The 18037-nt window shown below is 44.0% G+C and carries 17 protein-coding genes and 1 pseudogene; 6 read left to right on the forward strand and 12 right to left on the reverse strand.

Annotation, left to right across the window (positions count from 1 at the left end; all coding sequences use genetic code 11):
- Positions 1 to 173: 173 nt before the first annotated feature.
- Positions 174 to 941: a LuxR C-terminal-related transcriptional regulator gene (locus tag ACQZ43_RS03765; protein ID WP_430614558.1), complete on the forward strand. Its 768-nt coding sequence runs from the start codon at positions 174 to 176 to the stop codon at positions 939 to 941.
- Positions 942 to 1205: 264 nt separating this feature from the next.
- The gene (locus ACQZ43_RS03770; RefSeq protein ID WP_430614560.1) at positions 1206 to 1532 is read left to right on the forward strand and encodes a hypothetical protein; all 327 of its coding nucleotides are present in this window, start codon (positions 1206 to 1208) and stop codon (positions 1530 to 1532) included.
- Positions 1533 to 1693: 161 nt separating this feature from the next.
- Here the strand turns inward: ACQZ43_RS03770 and ACQZ43_RS03775 are convergent, their stop codons facing one another.
- The 5 genes and pseudogenes from ACQZ43_RS03775 to ACQZ43_RS03795 form a co-directional block, all read right to left on the reverse strand.
- Complete coding sequence (locus ACQZ43_RS03775; protein WP_430614561.1) at positions 1694 to 2350, reverse strand: CoA transferase subunit B; 657 nt, start codon at positions 2348 to 2350, stop codon at positions 1694 to 1696.
- An 85-nt stretch (positions 2351 to 2435) separates the two neighbouring features.
- Entirely contained in the window at positions 2436 to 3137 is a 702-nt protein-coding gene (locus tag ACQZ43_RS03780) for a CoA transferase subunit A (RefSeq protein ID WP_430614563.1), read from the reverse strand.
- 71 nt (positions 3138 to 3208) lie between these two features.
- Positions 3209 to 5506 (reverse strand): transglycosylase domain-containing protein, encoded by a 2298-nt coding sequence (locus ACQZ43_RS03785; RefSeq protein WP_430614564.1) that lies wholly within the window; start codon positions 5504 to 5506, stop codon positions 3209 to 3211.
- Between the two features lie 16 nt (positions 5507 to 5522).
- Entirely contained in the window at positions 5523 to 6014 is a 492-nt protein-coding gene (locus ACQZ43_RS03790) for a gliding motility lipoprotein GldH (RefSeq protein ID WP_430614565.1), read from the reverse strand.
- Positions 6001 to 7233, reverse strand: a pseudogene (locus ACQZ43_RS03795) (PSP1 domain-containing protein); the annotation flags it as partial. The gene ACQZ43_RS03790 and the pseudogene ACQZ43_RS03795, both read right to left, overlap by 14 nt.
- 378 nt (positions 7234 to 7611) lie before the next feature.
- Between ACQZ43_RS03795 and ACQZ43_RS03800 the strand changes: the two are divergent.
- The 4 genes from ACQZ43_RS03800 to ACQZ43_RS03815 all read left to right on the forward strand — a co-directional run bounded on the left by ACQZ43_RS03800 (position 7612) and on the right by ACQZ43_RS03815 (position 12322).
- A complete protein-coding gene (locus tag ACQZ43_RS03800; RefSeq protein WP_430614567.1) occupies positions 7612 to 8031 on the forward strand; it encodes a hypothetical protein in 420 nt (139 codons plus the stop codon).
- A 22-nt stretch (positions 8032 to 8053) separates the two neighbouring features.
- Positions 8054 to 8335, forward strand: coding sequence for a putative quinol monooxygenase (locus ACQZ43_RS03805; protein WP_430614569.1), 282 nt, complete (start codon positions 8054 to 8056; stop codon positions 8333 to 8335).
- A 365-nt stretch (positions 8336 to 8700) separates the two neighbouring features.
- On the forward strand, positions 8701 to 11475 hold the full coding sequence (locus tag ACQZ43_RS03810; protein ID WP_430614570.1) for a carboxypeptidase regulatory-like domain-containing protein: 2775 nt from the start codon (positions 8701 to 8703) through the stop codon (positions 11473 to 11475).
- A gap of 10 nt (positions 11476 to 11485) precedes the next feature.
- Positions 11486 to 12322 carry a DUF5689 domain-containing protein gene (locus ACQZ43_RS03815; RefSeq protein ID WP_430614572.1) on the forward strand — a complete coding sequence of 279 codons (837 nt, stop codon included), beginning with the start codon at positions 11486 to 11488 and terminating at the stop codon, positions 12320 to 12322.
- Positions 12323 to 12508: 186 nt separating this feature from the next.
- Here the strand turns inward: ACQZ43_RS03815 and atpG are convergent, their stop codons facing one another.
- The 7 genes from atpG to ACQZ43_RS03850 all read right to left on the reverse strand — a co-directional run bounded on the left by atpG (position 12509) and on the right by ACQZ43_RS03850 (position 18029).
- Positions 12509 to 13369: an ATP synthase F1 subunit gamma gene (gene atpG / locus ACQZ43_RS03820; protein ID WP_430614573.1), complete on the reverse strand. Its 861-nt coding sequence runs from the start codon at positions 13367 to 13369 to the stop codon at positions 12509 to 12511.
- Positions 13370 to 13434: 65 nt separating this feature from the next.
- Positions 13435 to 15009 carry a F0F1 ATP synthase subunit alpha gene (atpA, locus tag ACQZ43_RS03825; protein ID WP_430614575.1) on the reverse strand — a complete coding sequence of 525 codons (1575 nt, stop codon included), beginning with the start codon at positions 15007 to 15009 and terminating at the stop codon, positions 13435 to 13437.
- 39 nt (positions 15010 to 15048) lie between these two features.
- Positions 15049 to 15582: an ATP synthase F1 subunit delta gene (atpH, locus tag ACQZ43_RS03830; RefSeq protein WP_430614577.1), complete on the reverse strand. Its 534-nt coding sequence runs from the start codon at positions 15580 to 15582 to the stop codon at positions 15049 to 15051.
- A gap of 9 nt (positions 15583 to 15591) precedes the next feature.
- Positions 15592 to 16083 carry a F0F1 ATP synthase subunit B gene (locus ACQZ43_RS03835; protein WP_430614578.1) on the reverse strand — a complete coding sequence of 164 codons (492 nt, stop codon included), beginning with the start codon at positions 16081 to 16083 and terminating at the stop codon, positions 15592 to 15594.
- 84 nt (positions 16084 to 16167) lie between these two features.
- Entirely contained in the window at positions 16168 to 16368 is a 201-nt protein-coding gene (gene atpE / locus ACQZ43_RS03840; RefSeq protein ID WP_430614580.1) for an ATP synthase F0 subunit C, read from the reverse strand.
- A 44-nt stretch (positions 16369 to 16412) separates the two neighbouring features.
- Entirely contained in the window at positions 16413 to 17510 is a 1098-nt protein-coding gene (atpB, locus tag ACQZ43_RS03845; RefSeq protein WP_430615584.1) for a F0F1 ATP synthase subunit A, read from the reverse strand.
- A 117-nt stretch (positions 17511 to 17627) separates the two neighbouring features.
- Positions 17628 to 18029, reverse strand: coding sequence for a hypothetical protein (locus ACQZ43_RS03850; protein ID WP_430614581.1), 402 nt, complete (start codon positions 18027 to 18029; stop codon positions 17628 to 17630).
- Positions 18030 to 18037 lie beyond the last annotated feature (8 nt).

The following is an 18037-nucleotide window of genomic DNA, read 5'->3' on the forward strand; positions in this document are numbered from 1 at the left end:
AAAAAGCACTTGTATCTATTTTTTTGTAAAAAATTACTCATTTAGCCCAATCAGACTCCCCTTGGCTATACCGATAAAACCAAAGCACTTAAACGAAAAGCAATGGCGGTTTCAACAATTATATTATATTTACTTTAACTTTACGCTAACAACAATTTAACTTATAAACCAACATGAGTAGCGCCAAATACTATCAAGACGCCTTGGCTATTTGGAAAAAAATGAGTCAAAGCCCAACGAATAACGAGCTGCAATTAGAACTGGATGTGTCTAAAAAGATCAATGCCATCTTTCATGTAGGCCCTTACTATTACTACATATTCGACCTCCCTTCTGGACAGTTTATCCATGTTGACCGAAGCATTTATTCCATTTTAGGCATCGAAGCCGAAAGCATCACCGTAGCATCCTTTATGGACTTATTGCACCCCGAAGATGTAATTTACTTTTTAAACTTCGAGCAAAAGGTCAGTGCGTTTTTTAGCCAATTGGCGATCGATCAAATCTTAAACTACAAGGTGAGCTATGATTTTCGAATTCGAAGAGCCGACGGTCAATACATACGCATACTCCATCAGGTAATTACGATCAATCACTCCGACGAGGGTAAGGTATTGCAGACCTTGGGCATACATACCGACATCAGCCACATCAAAACCACGGGGAACCCCAAATTGTCCTTTATCGGATTGGAAGGGGAACCCTCCTATATCGATGTGGATTATCAAAAGGCCTTTACCCCCAAAAAAGAAACGTTTTCAATTCGCGAAAAAGAGATCCTCAAGCACCTTTGCGAAGGGTTTACCTCGGCCGAAATCGGACATAAGCTATTTATCAGTGAACACACCGTCAATACCCACCGCAAAAACATACTGCGCAAAACCACGGCAAAATCCACCACTGAACTGGTTGTCCTGGCTGTAAAACAAGGCCTATACTAATACTTCTTGTCGCGAACGACGCAGCCCAACTTCCGACTACCCCGCTGTTGCGTTGGGCGTTTGACTGGATTTGGCTTGCTAAATCCAGCGATTAAAAACGCTCACTCCCTTAAATACTACACCCAACTTCCACAATGAGATTACCCAATAATGGGTATTGTCTACTCTAATACGAGCCGGTAAATTTGTTTTTATATCAAGCTTAACTAACGGGGAAGTCGAAAACCAAAAAGAGTAGACGTCAAAAAACAAAATATCTTTTATATGAAAAAATTTCGAAATACATCGTTTGCAGCCCTCTTACTGCTGGTTACCCTCTCGTTTGGCAGCTGTACTTCTGACGACACTTCTTCAGATGAAGGAGGCGGAGGCGGAGGAAGCGCCTGCAGCCTGGAAAAGGAAGCCAGAGACGTGGCAGCGGCAGGAGAGAAATTCTCGCTAAACCCTACAGCGAGCAACTGCAATGCCTATAAAAAAGTGTATCAGGCTTTTGTCAACAAAGCCAACGGCTGTACAGAACTGACTCAGTCTATGAAATCGCTGTTACAGGCCAATCAAACCATTCAAAGCATGGATTGCAACGATTTGTAAACAAGGCTTGTCAAAAAGCGGTATACGCGCTATTAGCCCGCTAATCCGTATGCGGTCGTTTTTCCATAAAGGGGAAAATGCTCCTTCTGGCAAAAGCTGTGCTTGTAACCACAAAGCCCCTTGGGATCTCCAAGGGGCTTTGTCGTGAATTAAAAAACGTCTTAATCGATTTTCATCTCGGGAATATCCCCTTCGATGATCAAATCGGCTGCTGTCGCTTTGACGATATCTGCTACACTGACACCGGGAGCGCGTTCCAACAGTTTAAAGCCCTTATCAGTAACTTCCAACACCGCTAGTTCGGTTACGATTTTTTTGACGCAATTCACTCCGGTTAGAGGCAGCGTACACTCCTTGAGTATTTTGGATTCGCCCGCCTTATTAACGTGCATCATCGCCACGATGATATTTTCGGCAGAAGCCACCAAATCCATAGCTCCTCCCATGCCTTTAACCATTTTACCCGGAATTTTCCAATTGGCGATATCGCCGCGTTCATTGACTTCCATGGCACCTAAAATGGTTAAATCGACGTGTTTACCCCGAATCATTCCAAAACTCGTAGCCGAATCGAAGAAAGAGCCTCCGGGCAATACGGTGATGGTTTGTTTACCGGCATTGATCAAGTCGGCATCCTCTTCTCCTTCAAAAGGGAAGGGCCCCATACCCAACACACCGTTTTCACTTTGAAACTCCACATCCATTCCGTGAGGAACGTAATTGGCGACTAAAGTGGGGATTCCAATACCTAAATTGACGAAATATCCGTCTTGTAATTCTTGTGCAATTCGCTTAGCGATGCCTACTTTATCTAACATAATTTTGATTCAATGGTTAATGATTCCCGTTGTGCTACTATCAGACCGCGGTTTGCAAGCAGCAGCGGTGTTTACAAAAAAGTGCTTACGACTTCGCACGCACAGTGCGTTGTTCGATGCGTTTTTCATATTTCTCGCCTTGGAAAATGCGCTTTACAAAGATTCCAGGTACGTGAATTTCATTGGGGTCTAATTGCCCCGCTGGAACGAGTTCTTCCACTTCCGCTATGGTAACCTTTGCCGCACCGGCCATACAGGCGTTAAAATTACGCGCTGTGCCCTTAAAGATCAAGTTGCCAGCCTCGTCGCCCTTCCAAGCTTTTACGATGGCGAAATCCGCTTCAAAAGCTTGCTCGAGTATATGTGGTTTGCCGTGGAATACGCGCACTTCTTTGCCTTCGGCCACTTCCGTTCCATAGCCCGCTGGAGTAAAAAATGCCGGTATACCCACTTGGGCGGCACGACACTTTTCGGCCAAAGTTCCCTGAGGTGTTAGTTCGACATCCAATTCTCCCGACAGCATCTGTCTTTCAAATTCCGCATTTTCGCCTACATAAGAGGAAATCATCTTTTTAATCTGTCTCTTTTTCAAAAGCAATCCCAATCCGAAATCATCTACACCCGCGTTGTTGGAAATGCAGGTCAATCCGCTTATATTTTTTCTCACCAACTCGTTGATACTGTTCTCGGGAATCCCGCACAAACCGAATCCACCGAGCATAATAGTAACGTTATCGGCAATATCTTGCAAAGCTTCTTCCACATTTGCAACTCTTTTATTTATCATAACTAATTGGTTTAATTAATTTGGTTAAAAATATAAAAAAAACGCCTCTAAAAAAAGGCGTTTTGGTTATTTTAAAAATCGAATTCCTCGGTGCTTAACTCGATGGAGTCCGTATCGGTTTCCACTTCTACGGCTTTCCAGCAATCCACTCGAATCGACAGGTTTGCCGGTCGTTCAAATTGTCCCTTAGACACTTTGAGCTCGGGATCGTCGTAGCATTTTTTCATAAAGATTCCCCAGATAGGCAAGGCCATGGTTGCCCCTTGTCCGTATAAGGTGTTTCTAAAATGGGCGGCACGGTCTTCGTTACCCACCCAGATTCCCGTTGCTAAATTCGGTACCATTCCAATAAACCATCCATCACTGTTGTTTTGGCTGGTACCGGTTTTTCCGGCAATTGGATTGGTAAATTTATACGGATGTCCGGTTACTCGGTTGTATCCGGCACCGCCGCTACCCGTACGCAATCGAATACCCGATCCGGACTCGGTAACGCCTTCTAGCAATTTGATTACGGTATAGGCCACGTCTTTGCTCAATACATCCTTGGCTTCTGGCACGGCATTGTATAAGACTACCCCGTTTTTATCGGCTATTCTCATGATGAATTGCGGCTTGATATACACCCCTTGATTGGCAAAAGTACTGTAGGCAGCCACCATATCACTTACGGTGATTTCCACAGCGCCTAAGGCGATTGCGGGTTGTTGCGGTATATCGGATTTCACTCCTAAATCGCGAGTCATATCGACTACGGCTTTAGGCCCTACTTTATCCATCAATTTTGCCGTTACGGTATTGACCGAACCGGCCAAAGCGCTCTTTAAAGTCATGATTCCCCTATACGTTCTCGACGAGTTTTGCGGAGACCAATCTTGGCTAATTCCGTATCTGCCCTTAGGCATGGTAAAGGGGGAGTCGATAATAGAATCGCAAGGCGAATAGTGCAATTGCTCAATAGCGGTTGCGTATACAAAGGGCTTAAAGGTCGAACCGACTTGTCGCGCTCCTTGTGCTACGTGATCGTATTGAAAGTGCTTGTAATTTATACCACCCACCCAGGCTTTGATATTACCGGTTTGCGGCTCCATAGCCATCAGTCCGGTTTGCAAAAAGTGCTTGTAATAGATGATGGAATCCCTAGGAGTCATCACGGTATCTCTTTCGCCTTTCCACGTAAAGATTCGCATAGCGGTTTTCTTTTTAAAGGACGCCAAGATATCTGCTTCGGACTTTCCTTGGGCTTTCATCTGTCTCCAACGCTCGGAGTTCTTCATCGCGCGATTGACGATGCTCTCGATTTCTGCTTCGTTGAGCTTTAAGAAAGGGGCGGTTTTATTGGTTTTATTCTGTAGAAAAAACTCTTGTTGTAAATTGGATAAATGCTGGGTTACCGCCTCTTCGGCATAGCGTTGCATTTTGGAATCGATCGAGGTATAAATCTTCAATCCATCGCGGTAAATATCGTAGGTAGAGCCGTCTTTTTTGGGATTTTCCTTAACCCAACGCCTCATAAAATCGCGTAAATACTCTCTAAAGTAGGTCGCAATTCCATCCTTATGGCTTTCCGGTGTAAAATGCAGGGAGATCGGTTTGTCTTGCAGTCGAAGTTTTTCTTCTTCCGTTATAAAATTGCTTTTTGCCATTTGATGCAAGACCACATTTCGCCTTTTTTGTACCAATTCCGGGCGTTTAACCGGATTGAAATACGATGGGTTTTGAAGCATCCCTACGAACATTGCTGCCTCATCGAGGGTAAGGTCTTTGGGTTCTTTACCGACATATACACGTGTAGCCGAGCGAATTCCAACGGCATTGTTGACAAAGTCGGCTTTGTTTAAATACATGGTAATGATTTCTTCTTTGGTGTATTGGCGTTCCAATTTAACGGCAATCACCCATTCCTTGGCTTTTTGCGTGATGCGTTCAAAGATATTTCGCGATCCCTCACCGTGGAAGAGCAATTTGGCTAATTGTTGTGTAATGGTACTCGCTCCTCCGTTGCTCCCCACCGAGGTTAAAGCTCTTAAGGTACCTCGGGCATCGATACCGGAGTGCTCGTAAAAGCGTTCATCTTCGGTAGCTACAAGCGCATTGACCAAGTAATCGGGCAAATCGGAAAACTTCACAGGAACGCGGTTTTCCAAATAGAATTTCCCCAAGGTTTTGCCGTCGGCCGAAATGATTTCGGTCGCTACGTTACTCGCGGGATTTTCCAGTTCGTCAAAAGTAGGCATGGCTCCAAAAACGCCCCAAGAGGCGAATAGGAAGAAAAGAATAATTGCCGTTATTCCACCGGCAAACAACATCCAAAACCATTTAATATAAGCCCCAAACTCACTGGGTTTTGTCACTTTTTGTTTTTTCATATATCTGTTCAACTAATTATTCTGCTTTTTCAATTCTCAGTCCAATTTCCGAGATGCCTTCCAGTTCTTGTACGCCGTCTACCTTACCGGATTCGCGTACCGCTTGCTGCACTTGAAAGGTATAGGTTCCCGCCTGCTTAAAGGTAAATCCCTCTTTTAGCCACAATTTACTTTCCTTGATATCGGTAAAGCCCGTTCCCAAAAGCGTGCCGTCTGCACGTGCCATTTGAAACTCCAAGGTATCTACAACCACCTGTTTATCGGGTTGCTCCATCTTGACGATAACAAACAAGTTGTTAAAGGGATATTTGTTGTTGTTTCTGACGTTCAAAAACAAATTATGCGGGTTTAAGCTGTCTTGTTGCTCTACGACAAAGGTCTTTATATCGTCTTTATTCCAAGCGGTACCCACGGTTTGAAACTCGTCGAAAACGCTTTTTTTATCGCAAGAAGTCAGCACGCCAAGCAACGCCACTGCTGCGAAAAGAGTTTTATTTCTTAGGCGCATTTTTTCTATGTGTTGAATTGTTATTCGTTTGATTCTTATTGGACTGGCTGCTATTCGGTGCCGCGGTATTGGGTGCATTAGACTTGTTTGGCACTCTTTTTTTAGCCGGTCTCTTTTTCTTTTTAGGCTGATCAAATCGGGTTACACTGTCTTGTCCCACGGCATTTTGGAAGTTTTTCTCTTCTCCTACTTCGGGTTCGATCGCGTAGTTTTCCAATTCCTTGGCCTTTTCTCCCGCCTTGTTTAAAGCGACGATTTCCTTTACTTGATCCACGGCTAACACATACCAATTGGCCGAGTTATTCGCATAGGCAAACCACATCATCCCCTTAAAAATGTCTATTTTCTGACAATAGGCATCGCCTTTAAGCGTGCTGATTTTGGTATCGGAATCGGGCATGCCTTTTAAGGCGTCCAAATAGGTGTCGAGTTCGTAGTTCAAACAGCACTTTAACTTACCGCATTGTCCGGCTAATTTCTGCGGATTCAACGACAGTTGCTGGTAACGCGCTGCGGAAGTATTGACACTTCTAAAGTCCGTTAGCCAGGTCGAGCAACACAGCTCTCTTCCACAAGACCCGATACCGCCTAAGCGCGCCGCTTCTTGTCGGAATCCAACCTGTTTCATCTCTATACGCGTGCTGAATTCGCGTGCAAAATCCTTGATTAATTGTCTAAAATCGACGCGATCATTGGCGGTATAATAAAACGTCGCCTTAGAGCCGTCGCCTTGAAATTCAATGTCGGAAATCTTCATTTCCAAGTTGAGCTTAATGGCCAATTCACGCGCTCTCACTTTCATAGGATCCTCTTTACTGCGGGCATCTTGCCAAATATCGATGTCCTTTTGAGTCGCTTTTCTGTATATTTTTAGCAGGGTGCCTTTGGCATCTACCTTTTTCTTTTTCATCTGTACCTTAACCAACTCTCCGGTTAAGGTTACGATACCGACATCATGCCCCGGTGAGGCTTCTGTCGCGATAATATCCCCTATGCTTAGGGTGAGTTTTTCCGTATTGCGGTAAAAGTCTTTACGCCCGTTTTTAAAACGCACTTCAACCGCGTCAAAGGGTACGTCTCCATTGGGATACGACATATTCGACAACCAGTCAAAAACCGTTAGTTTATTACAACTATCTGTACCACACGTTCCATTATTTTTACACCCCTTGGGTGTTCCCGAACTATCTTTTCCCGTTGAACAATTTGTACAAGCCATGCTATATTTTTATATATTTTCAACCAGAGGTTGTTATAAATCATTTTTGTTTAATCGTTGGTAAAGATAGTATTTTTTGTAGGTTAGTTCCTTTATTTTTACGATAGATTATCAATTGCACTAGACCGAAGATGAGCGGTTTCCCAAAAAACAGTCGGCTATTTTAAAATAATTCGCAGCTAAATGACCGATAATGGAAATTTTAATCCCTCGAACTGCGGCAAAGCGTTGCTTTTTTAGCATTTCTACAAAATTGACCGCCCAAAGCCGTTGTCTTTTGCCTGAGCGCCCCGAGTTAGCCCGCGATAAATCGCCGAACCGGCGCCGGCTTTACAGAAATTTAGCCTAGCTTTGAGCTTTACTAACAACGCGAATCAGATGGAAAAAACCACGACCATAACAGGGAGAATACACCAGGATAAATCATTTACCGCAACCGAGTTCTCGGGCGCATTATTAGAGGGCTTAATCGGTATGGAGGACAGCGAAGACCGCGAGCCCTTGCTGGTATTCATCAAGATCAAAGACCAAAACTGGCATCGGTTTTTTCTCGACTCCGCCATCGGTTTTTGGGAAAACTGGCAGGAAACCGAAGTCGACCAATCCGAAGCGCATTTGGACGAGGTCGTCTACGTCGATTACCGCGCAAAATATTCCCTTGAAAACAAGCAAATAGCGGATATTGTATGTTTGGATTCTCAAATAATCATTACCTTTATCAATAAGGCACAATTTATCTTAAAAGAAGTGAATCCAGGAGCTGTCGACACGCCTTCGGCAGTAATATTTATTCCATAAAGTATAAAATTGCAAGCATTCTATGAAAAAAACAATCATTGTCCGATTTAGCATAAAACCCGAATTTATTTCGCGTATTAGAGCAGCTTCCAAAGACTTACTCGAACAAACCAGACAAGAAGCGGGCTGTTTGGCCTTTAACTTCTATCAGTGCACCGAAAATCCCTCTGATTTTATTTTCTACGAAAAATTCAAAGACCGCGAAGCCGTACAGCTTCACAACGAGGCGATTTACGTGCAAGATTTCCTAGCGGTGATCAAAGAATCGTCTCAAATCGACATGGATTTAGAGGTTTTTGACTAAACCATCGCAGGCCCTAGTCTTTAAAGTCGCCGACCAAGCAGCCGTTTTACCCTAGCCGCTTGCTTCGGCCCGGGCTTGCTGTTGACCACACCACCAAAAAATGCCCATCGGTAGCATGTCTTCAACATGTGTTCCACATGTCTTTGGCTTCTGCAAATTCCGTCCGCACACCCTGGCTCTCCTCCTCTTAACGACTTCTATCCCAGCAGCGCTGCATCCACGTATTCCTCGCTCCACCTTCTTTTTCGCTCCTTTTAACCGACGTTTGTTATATAAATATAAAAAAAACCTAATTAAATTGGGTGTTTTTAATTTTTTTTTATGACATTAACCACTGATTTTCAGTCATTTCAAAATACTCGGTCATGAAAAAGTTTAGCATTAGTCTTTTTCTTGTTTTGAAAGTCTTTAATACATGGGCACAGCCAAACCAAGAAATAAAGGGACGGGTGGTCGATTCCAGATCGCAGCACCCACTACGGGAAGTCGTCGTCCGTGTGGTCGACGCAGCCGACACGGCACGCACCACTGCTGCGGGCTATTTTTTATTAAAAACGGCCACTGAGGGCACCCAAACCGTGCAGGTATATAAGCACGGCTATAGGACCAAGCAGTTTTTAGTCGATACCCGGGCGAATAAACCGTTGGATTTGGGGATCATCCCCTTAGAAGAAGACTTGCCCAGTGGTATAGAACGGCCTTTGACTTCACTAGCCGCTGTGGATTTGGAGGAGCAGTATGCCGAATCGGAAAACAGTTCGGGTTTGACGGCCTCCTCCTCCGCGCTTTCTCTGCAAAGGGCGGCGCTGGAATGGAGTGCTGCCCGCTACCAGATTCGGGGTTTAGACGGCAAATACCATCGGGTTTTGGTCGATGGAATACCGATGAACAAGGCGCACGACGGTCGTTCCCTTTGGAGCAATTGGAGCGGACACCACCACTTACTAATCCGGCGGGAATTCACCTTGGGAACCGCGACAAGCGGTCGCGATTTTGGCGGAATACTCGGTACTCAAAACATCGAGACCCGAGCCTCCTCGCTGCGCAAAGGAGGGCGATTTTCCTTGGGCAGCAGTACGTTCTTTCGCTATAAGTCGATGCTGTCATACGTTTCCTCCAGCAAAAACAGGCGTTGGCACTATGCCATTTCCGCCACAAAAGCCGAGGGCAATGCTGGCGCTATCGAGGGCACTGCTGCCGAAGTATCGTCGGTGCTACTCGCCGTGGAAAAGCAGTTTAACAGCAGACACCACATCCATTTTACCACCATATACGGTTACAGCAAACGGGGAAAAAGCAGCGCACTAACCGACGAAGTGACCGAATTGATGGGGCCGCGCTACAATCCATATTGGGGTTGGCAGGGCAGCTACAAGCGCAACTCCCGCTTTAAAGTGGTTGCCGAACCCCTGTTTACACTTGCGCACTATTGGACCTTTGACGATAAAACCCAACTGACCACTACCCTTGCTGTGCAAACGGGAATGGTTGGAAACAGCAGCTTGGGATATCGAGCGACGTCCAATCCCGATCCGACTCATTACAAAAATCTACCCAGTTACTTTTTGAGTTACCACAACAGCAGCGGCATCCAGCTGGGGCATCAGCAACCCTATCTCGGGCTGGCCACTGCAGCGCGCGCCTATTTTTTGGACAACAGCCAAATCAATTGGACTCAAATCTATCGCGACAATCAGCAAAACGGATACAGTCGGATAATCCTCTATCAAGATCGAACCGACGACCAAACCCATACGGTCAACATCTATTTGCAAAACAAGCGCTCCCAGCACCTTAGCCTCTATACAGGATTGGGCTACCAGGGGCTGCGTTCCGAAAACTACCGACTGCTGACCGACTTACTCGGGGGCAGTGCCTACCTCGACACCGATTATGCTGCTTCCCAAGCGCAAACCGACCTAAACAGCGCAAATAGACCGCTAGGGGTTGGCGACCGCTTTGGTTACCACTACCGACTCCAAGCCGATTTCCTCCAAGCCTTTATGCGACTTTCCTCCGATTACCGCCGACTGCAATGGGCCGTAGCAGTGCAAGCTTCTCGCACGGGCTATAGACGCGAAGGCCTCACGAAGAACGACAACGACGCCGAGCTCAGCGACGGCAAGAGCGCTAAAAAAATATTTACAGACTACGGCATTAAAGCCGAAGCGACCTACCGCCTCAATAGGCGTCATCGCCTTGGCGGCCAGCTGGCCTACACCGGGCTTGCTCCGACTTTGAATACTGTTTTTTCCAACGCGCGACTCAGCAACCAACTTGCCCCAGGGGTCACTAGCGAGAATACGCTCAGTGCGGCGGCACAGTACAGCCTGCAAACCAACGCATTTAAGGCGCGCATTGGCGGCTACCTGATCGAGATAAAAAACGCCGCCCAACTCTCGTTTCACTATAGCGAAGGGATCAGCGGATTAACCCCCGATGGCACTTTGAGCAACGCCAGTGTTTCCGAGCTCTTAACCGAAATAGACAAACGCCATCTGGGCGGGGAACTCAGCGCTGAATATTCGGTTTCGCCGGCGATAACCATCGCTGCTACCGCAGCAGTGGGTCAATACTTTTACACCAATAACCCGAGGATGCAGCTGCAGGTCGACCGCTGGGCGCAAACCGTCGATTACGGCAGTACACGGCTAAAAAACTACAGAATAGCCAGTGGACCTCAAACCGCAGCATCGTTATCCATCACCTATACCCCGCCCACCAAGTGGTGGTTGCGGCTCGTCGCTGCCTACCTCGACAACAACTATACGGCTCTTGCTCCCATACGCAGAACGGATTACTGGATCGCCAATCCAGAAAACCCCAACAACAGTCCGTACACAGCGCTGACTGCAGCTGAACTGAGGACGCTGCTGCAGCAGGAAAAGCTCCACCGCATCCTGCAATGCAACTTCACTATGGGCAAACAATGGCGCCGGAGAAAAAAGGCGTTGTCCGCATTTTTGAGCGTCGAAAACCTCTTTGATATGCGCTATAAAATCGGCGGATTTGAATCGGCTAGAAATGCCAACTACAAGGCCTACGCCCAGGACTATTACAGCGGCAATCCCGCCTTTGGAAACCGCTATACACACGGAGCGGGAAGGCTTTGGTACGGAAAAATTTACTATCAATTTTAAATCAACTCCCATGAATTACCCAACCCTAAACAAAGCCCCTCTAGTCGCATTACTCCTGCTGTGCGCCGCTTGTGTCAAGACCGATGGTTTTGAACTGCCGAATACCGATTGTATAGAACCGCATATCCAAGCGACCAAAAGCGTGGAATCCCTGGCGGAGTTCGCCACGAATAGCGCACAACGATACGCGGCGCAGGACGTGATTTCCGGCTGGGTCTTATCCAGTGATCGCGAACGGCACTTTGCCAACAGCTTGTATCTGCTGTCGGAAAACCGGCAAACCGCCTTTAAAATCGCAGCCGAGAGCACGGGTCTCGGACACTATACCCGCACACCCGTAGGCACCAAGGTATACGTACAATTGGAAAATCTCTATATACAGCAGCAAAACGGCCTGTTGGTCTTGGGCGATGTATTCGATGAAAAAATGGGTACCATCAGCAAGGTGCTGCTCCACAAACACCTGATTCCGACTTGCCAGCAAATCAACGAGGCGGAATTGATCTCGGAACTAACGCTGGTAGAAGTGCTTGATTCGGAAAAGTATCTCGGAAAATTAGTCGCGCTTGGCGAAGTGCAATTTGTCGATTCGGCGGTCGGTCTTCCCTATAACCAAGAAGGTAGCACCGCAACGCAGCGACAACTGACCGACAGGGCTGGAAACACCCTGGGAGTGCGGACTCAAAAACAAGCCTTATACTCCACCGATTTAATACCGTCTAACAGCGGGAAAATTACCGGAATATTGACTCCAATGGGATACAGCTACCAATTGACCGTCCGCTTTGAGCGGGATATACAATTGACTGAGCCACGCTTTGAAACGCCTGTGGAGGCCAGCCCCTAGAACAGCGGAAGTACAGATGCGACAGCGGTGATGCACCGGGGCATATACCGCATTTAACGCGGTTTTTAGCGCAGTTTGCGAAAACCGAATCGATGAACCCGCAACTGGAGTAATCCACTTCCAAAAAGCCTAAAACGCAAAAAACCCTCATTGCTGAGGGTTTTTATATTTTAACTGTGAAAAGGATTATTTCAAGGCTTCTGCCCCACCAACGATTTCCAAGATTTCATTGGTAATCGATGCTTGACGCGCTTTGTTATAAGTCAATTTCAATTGATCTCTCAATTCTTGTGCGTTGTCTGTAGCTTTGTGCATGGCAGTCATACGCGCTCCATGTTCCGATGCGAAAGAATCCAAAACCGACTTAAACAATTGTGTTTTAAGGGAGGTAGGGATTAAGCTTTCTAGAATTTCTTCTTTAGACGGTTCATAAAGATAATCTGAGGTTGTTTTCGAATCCGAAGCTTCTGGCAACATCAGTGGTAAATATTGTTCGGTCATCACGATTTGTGTAGCCGCATTTTTAAACTGGTTGTACACCAATTGTATGGAGTCATATTGTTCTTTTGCGAAAAGATCCATCAAGTGCTCAGCGATAACCGCTGTAGCGTCGAAAGACAAATGATCAAAAAGATCACTATCGTTTTCGATTACCTGGATATTTTTGTGCAAAGCATCGTACCCCTTTTTTCCAATAGTCAACAAATCTACGTGTGTCCCTTGATAAACCGTAGCTTTCAAAAGATTGACTTGTTTGATTACGTTGGCGTTAAAACCCCCACACAATCCTCTGTTAGAAGTAATGGCTACAATTAAAACCTTGTTTACCTCTCTTGTTTGAGAAAAAACACCTGAATGATCACCTTCTAAAGTTGCACTAATATTCTGGATTAATTCCGTCAGCTTTTCCGCATAAGGACGCATCGCAGTAATAGAATCTTGCGCTTTTTTTAATTTAGCCGCAGAAACCATTTTCATCGCAGAAGTGATCTGCATAGTCGATGAAATGGAGGTAATTCTATTACGAATTTCTTTAAGATTTGCCATTTTTAAATAGTGTAAGTAATTAGAGAAAAGCAATTGAAACCAATTGCTTTTCTACAACCTAATTATTAATATTTAGAAGATACTTCTTTAGCTACTTGCTCTAGAGCTGCTGTAACTTCGTCAGTTAATTTACCTGCTTTTAAAGCATTTAAAACCTCTTTGTGTTTTAAGTTTAAGATTTCTAGATAATCTTTTTCAAATTCCTTAACTTTATTTACAGGAACTCTTCTCAACAAGTTTTTAGAACCGGCGTAGATAATCGCTACTTGGTCTTCCACTTTATAAGGATCGTTTACTGCTTGTTTAAGGATTTCCACGTTTCTTCTTCCTTTTTCGATTACGTTTAAGGTAGCCGAATCCAAATCAGAACCAAACTTAGCGAAAGCTTCTAATTCACGGAATTGCGCTTGATCCAACTTCAAAGTACCAGAAACTTTTTTCATCGATTTGATCTGTGCGTTACCACCAACACGAGATACCGAAATACCCACGTTGATCGCCGGACGAACCCCAGAGTTAAACAAATCCGATTCCAAGAAAATCTGACCATCCGTAATCGAAATTACGTTGGTTGGGATATAAGCCGAAACGTCACCCGCTTGTGTTTCAATAATCGGAAGAGCCGTTAATGAGCCACCTCCTTTTACCAAATGCTTGATAGAATCTGGTAAGTCGTTCATGTTTTTAGCGATGGTATCGTCTGCAATAACTTTAGCCGCACGTTCTAGCAATCTCGAGTGAAGGTAGAAAACGTCCCCTGGATAAGCCTCACGTCCTGGTGGACGACGAAGAATCAAAGACATCTCACGGTAAGCTACCGCTTGTTTAGACAAATCATCATAAATGATCAAGGCTGGACGACCTGTATCGCGGAAATACTCCCCGATAGCGGCACCTGCCATTGGAGCATAAACTTGCATTGGAGCCGGATCAGAAGCATTCGCAGCCACGATAATCGTGTACGCCATAGCGCCTTTGTCTTCCAATGTTTTTGCAATACCTGCCACGGTAGAGGCTTTTTGCCCTATGGCCACATATATACAGTATACCGGTTGCCCAGCATCATAAAATTCTTTTTGATTCAAAATGGTATCGATACACACGGTAGTTTTACCCGTTTGACGGTCACCAATTACCAACTCTCTCTGACCACGTCCAACTGGAATCATGGCATCGATCGATTTAATACCTGTTTGCAAAGGTTCTGTTACCGGTTGACGGTAGATAACTCCTGGTGCTTTACGCTCCAATGGCATCTCGTACAATTCGCCTCCGATAGATCCTTTACCGTCAATTGGAATACCCAAGGTATCCACAACACGACCTACCATTTGCTCTCCTACTTTAAGGGAAGCGATACGGCGTGTTCTCTTAACGATAGACCCCTCTTTAACTCCTGTTGAAGGACCTAACAATACAACACCAACATTATCTTCTTCAAGATTAAGTACCATTGCTTCTAATCCATTTTCAAATTGAACGAGCTCTCCATACTCCGCGTGAGACAAGCCGTATACACGAGCTACACCATCTCCTACGGAAAGAACGGTTCCTATCTCTTCTAAAGAAGCGTCAGATTCAAAACCAGATAACTGTTTTTTTAATATTGCTGAAATTTCAGCAGGTTTAATTTCTGCCATTTTGATTTATGGTTTATACACGTAATACGTGCGGTGATTTTAATTAGTTAATTGTCGTTTTAAATCTTGCAATTTATTTGCCAAAGAAGCGTTGTATTGTTGATCGCCTATTCTGAGGATAAAACCTCCGAGTATACTTGGATCGACAATGTTTTCAATGCTTACTTTTTTAGTGGAAATCTGTTTGATCTTCTCCAAAACCTTGGCTTCCATAGCTTCGTCCATGGCGATAGCCGTGGTTACTTTTGCCTTTTGTATACCCAATTCCAGGTCGTACATCTCTTGAAATTTAGCGGCAATCGCCTCTAAGATATCAAAACGTTTATTGTGCATCAGCAATTTAAACAATTCTATAGTTTGTGCAGAAGTCGTTGCAAATACTTCCGACAGGGCATTGAATTTCGCCTCGCCTTTAATGATGGGATTCAAAAGAAATACCTTCAAATCTTCACTTTGAGAAATGGCATCAGAAATAAAAACCATGTCCTTATTAATCGTTTCCAAAGTTCCCTTTTCTACAGAAATCTCCAGCATTGCTTTAGCGTATCTTGCCGCTGCTCTAGTGCCAATCATAAGGATGAATTAATTTAGTTTTACTTCGTCTAACATTTTCTCCACCAATTTAACTTGGGCTTCTTTGTTAGATAATTGATCTTTCAATAATTTCTCAGCGATTTCGATAGAAATGCTAGAGATGTGATTTTTCAATTCGCTCATCGCAGCATTCTTCTCTGCTTCGATTGTCGCTTTTGCTTGAGCAATGATTTTGTCGCCTTGCTTTTGTGCTTCTACTTTAGCTTCAGCCAGCATGGTTTCTTTAATATCACGAGCATCTTTAATCATCGCATCGCGTTCGATACGGGCTTCTTGCAAGATGCGTTCATTATCTGCTTTAAGATTCTGCATCTCATTTCGAGCTGCTTCCGCAGAAGCCAATGCCGTATTAATCGATTCTTCTCTACCTTTTACGGCATCCAATATAGGTTTCCAAGCAAATTTCTTTAGCAAGAAAAAGAAAATAATAAAAATAGCTGTTGTCCAAAAAATTAAACTCTCAGGTGCTACAAAATTCATAGTATATTAGCTTTAATTTGTTTTTTTAATGTAAAAATAGCATCCTAAAACCAACCGTTTCAGGATGCCTTTTTTTTTCAAAAATTATTTTGCAATTAATGCAACAACCACTGCAAACAATGCAACACCTTCGATAAGTGCAGCAGCGATAATCATTGCAGTTTGAATTTTTGAAGCTGCCTCAGGTTGACGAGCAATAGCATCCATTGCAGATCCACCAATTTTTCCGATACCTATTCCTGCCGCTAAAGCAGCAATTCCAGCACCAATTCCAGCTAAAATCATAGTTAAAAATTTATATAGTTAATATTTAATAAAACTCAAATTAATTAATGGTTCTCCTCTATGGCTTGACCGATAAACAGTGCCGACAACAAAGTAAACACATAGGCCTGTAAAGCGGCAACCAATATTTCCAAGGCGCTCATAAACAATACGAATGCTCCGGATACCGGCGCGATAAACACCGTTTGAAATATAAAGATCAAACAAACCAAACTCAATATAATAATGTGACCTGCGGTGATGTTTGCGAACAAACGAATCATCAAGGCAACGGGCTTAGTCAACATACCCATCAGTTCTACAGGAACCATAATTGGCGCTAACCACACTGGAACTCCTGGCGTATTGAAGATATGTCCCCAATAATTTTTATTTCCACTAAACAAGGTGATCAAAAAGGTAAACATAGCCATGACAAAGGTAAAGGCGATATTTCCGGTAAGGTTTGAACTAAAAGGGAAGAACGGAATCAATCCAAAAAGGTTATTGACCCAGATGATGAAAAATACCGTCAATAAGTAAGGCATGTATTTTTCGTATTTTTTGGCTCCGATATTTGGGATGGCGATTTCATCTCTTACGAAGACGATTAACGGCTCCATAAAACCGGCCAATCCTTTAGGTGCTGCTGTATTTTTCTTATATGAACGCGCTACGGCATTAAACAAAATCAGTATAAAAACCACCGACATAATCAAGGCAAAGACGTTTTTGGTAATCGAGAAGTTTACCGGTCTCTTCGAAAAGTCTGTAATTGAAGGCGCTTCAACATGTGCTCCCGGCTCCACATCTGCAAAAGCAGCTGCGTAATAAATATTCCCGTGGTATCTAACGAATTGTTCTCCGTTTTTCTCCACGACCACAGTTGCATCATCATTGTGGTCAAATTCGCTAGACATAAAAGTAACCAATCCGCTGTTTGTCCAGAGAATTACTGGTAGAGGCAAGGAATATGAGTGACCGCCGTAATCGAAAAAATGAAATTCATGGGAGTCGGCAATGTGGTGCTGAATTAACTCTGTAGCATCAAACTCTTGAACTTTTTTGTCGTGACTTTGACTTCCATCGGCAGCTATTGAAACGAAAGGCATCAAGATCATCACTAGGGCAGATAAATACTTCATGAATTTTTTTGCGGTCATCATTTTTACTTAAAAATTGAAAATTATGGTCTGTAAAATTTGATGCAAAGATAAAATTTTTAATTTATAAATAACTGTTAATGGTGAAAAAAAAATTAACACGCATCATGCTATAAATCAAACGGTTTCCTCTTTTTTATCATTTAACAATTGAACGACAAAAAAGGTTTCGAAAAATAAATAAAGAAAATACGGAACAAAGAATAGCAGTACATCAGCTATATAGGAACGATCGTCGCTTCGGATAATGGGCAATAGGAAGAGTATTGCCAACAGCATTTTAAAGAAACTACTGGCCATAAAGGCATAACCGGTGTAGTCGGAAAAGACCGAATTGATGTATAAAATAGCGATATACAGCAACAGCGTTACGGCAAAAAGGAAGCCATAAATAGCAAAAGTATGGTAATAATACACGCTGGGTTCCAATACAAATTCGACAAAAAGGTATTGAGCACCGCCGACAAGGACGGTAAAAAGAAGGATGTATTTGATAAAATTCACTAATTTTTGCTTCATTATGGGTT

Origin of the sequence: Flavobacterium sp. JP2137 (assembly GCF_050562195.1) — a bacterium.
Taxonomy (GTDB): Bacteria; Bacteroidota; Bacteroidia; order Flavobacteriales; family Flavobacteriaceae; genus Flavobacterium.

Excerpts from the sequence above, each read along its gene's own strand:
- ACQZ43_RS03790 (WP_430614565.1), bottom strand. The coding sequence starts at position 6,014 with ATGCGCCTAAGAAATAAAACTCTTTTCGCAGCAGTGGCGTTGCTTGGC.
- atpH (WP_430614577.1), bottom strand. The coding sequence starts at position 15,582 with ATGATTGGCACTAGAGCAGCGGCAAGATACGCTAAAGCAATGCTGGAG.
- ACQZ43_RS03835 (WP_430614578.1), bottom strand. The coding sequence starts at position 16,083 with ATGAATTTTGTAGCACCTGAGAGTTTAATTTTTTGGACAACAGCTATT.
- atpA (WP_430614575.1), bottom strand. The coding sequence starts at position 15,009 with ATGGCAGAAATTAAACCTGCTGAAATTTCAGCAATATTAAAAAAACAG.
- ACQZ43_RS03785 (WP_430614564.1), bottom strand. The coding sequence starts at position 5,506 with ATGAAAAAACAAAAAGTGACAAAACCCAGTGAGTTTGGGGCTTATATT.
- atpE (WP_430614580.1), bottom strand. The coding sequence starts at position 16,368 with ATGATTTTAGCTGGAATTGGTGCTGGAATTGCTGCTTTAGCGGCAGGA.
- ACQZ43_RS03850 (WP_430614581.1), bottom strand. The coding sequence starts at position 18,029 with ATGAAGCAAAAATTAGTGAATTTTATCAAATACATCCTTCTTTTTACC.
- atpG (WP_430614573.1), bottom strand. The coding sequence starts at position 13,369 with ATGGCAAATCTTAAAGAAATTCGTAATAGAATTACCTCCATTTCATCG.
- ACQZ43_RS03800 (WP_430614567.1), top strand. The coding sequence starts at position 7,612 with ATGGAAAAAACCACGACCATAACAGGGAGAATACACCAGGATAAATCA.
- ACQZ43_RS03770 (WP_430614560.1), top strand. The coding sequence starts at position 1,206 with ATGAAAAAATTTCGAAATACATCGTTTGCAGCCCTCTTACTGCTGGTT.
- ACQZ43_RS03775 (WP_430614561.1), bottom strand. The coding sequence starts at position 2,350 with ATGTTAGATAAAGTAGGCATCGCTAAGCGAATTGCACAAGAATTACAA.
- ACQZ43_RS03815 (WP_430614572.1), top strand. The coding sequence starts at position 11,486 with ATGAATTACCCAACCCTAAACAAAGCCCCTCTAGTCGCATTACTCCTG.
- ACQZ43_RS03780 (WP_430614563.1), bottom strand. The coding sequence starts at position 3,137 with ATGATAAATAAAAGAGTTGCAAATGTGGAAGAAGCTTTGCAAGATATT.
- ACQZ43_RS03765 (WP_430614558.1), top strand. The coding sequence starts at position 174 with ATGAGTAGCGCCAAATACTATCAAGACGCCTTGGCTATTTGGAAAAAA.
- atpB (WP_430615584.1), bottom strand. The coding sequence starts at position 17,510 with ATGACCGCAAAAAAATTCATGAAGTATTTATCTGCCCTAGTGATGATC.
- ACQZ43_RS03810 (WP_430614570.1), top strand. The coding sequence starts at position 8,701 with ATGAAAAAGTTTAGCATTAGTCTTTTTCTTGTTTTGAAAGTCTTTAAT.
- ACQZ43_RS03805 (WP_430614569.1), top strand. The coding sequence starts at position 8,054 with ATGAAAAAAACAATCATTGTCCGATTTAGCATAAAACCCGAATTTATT.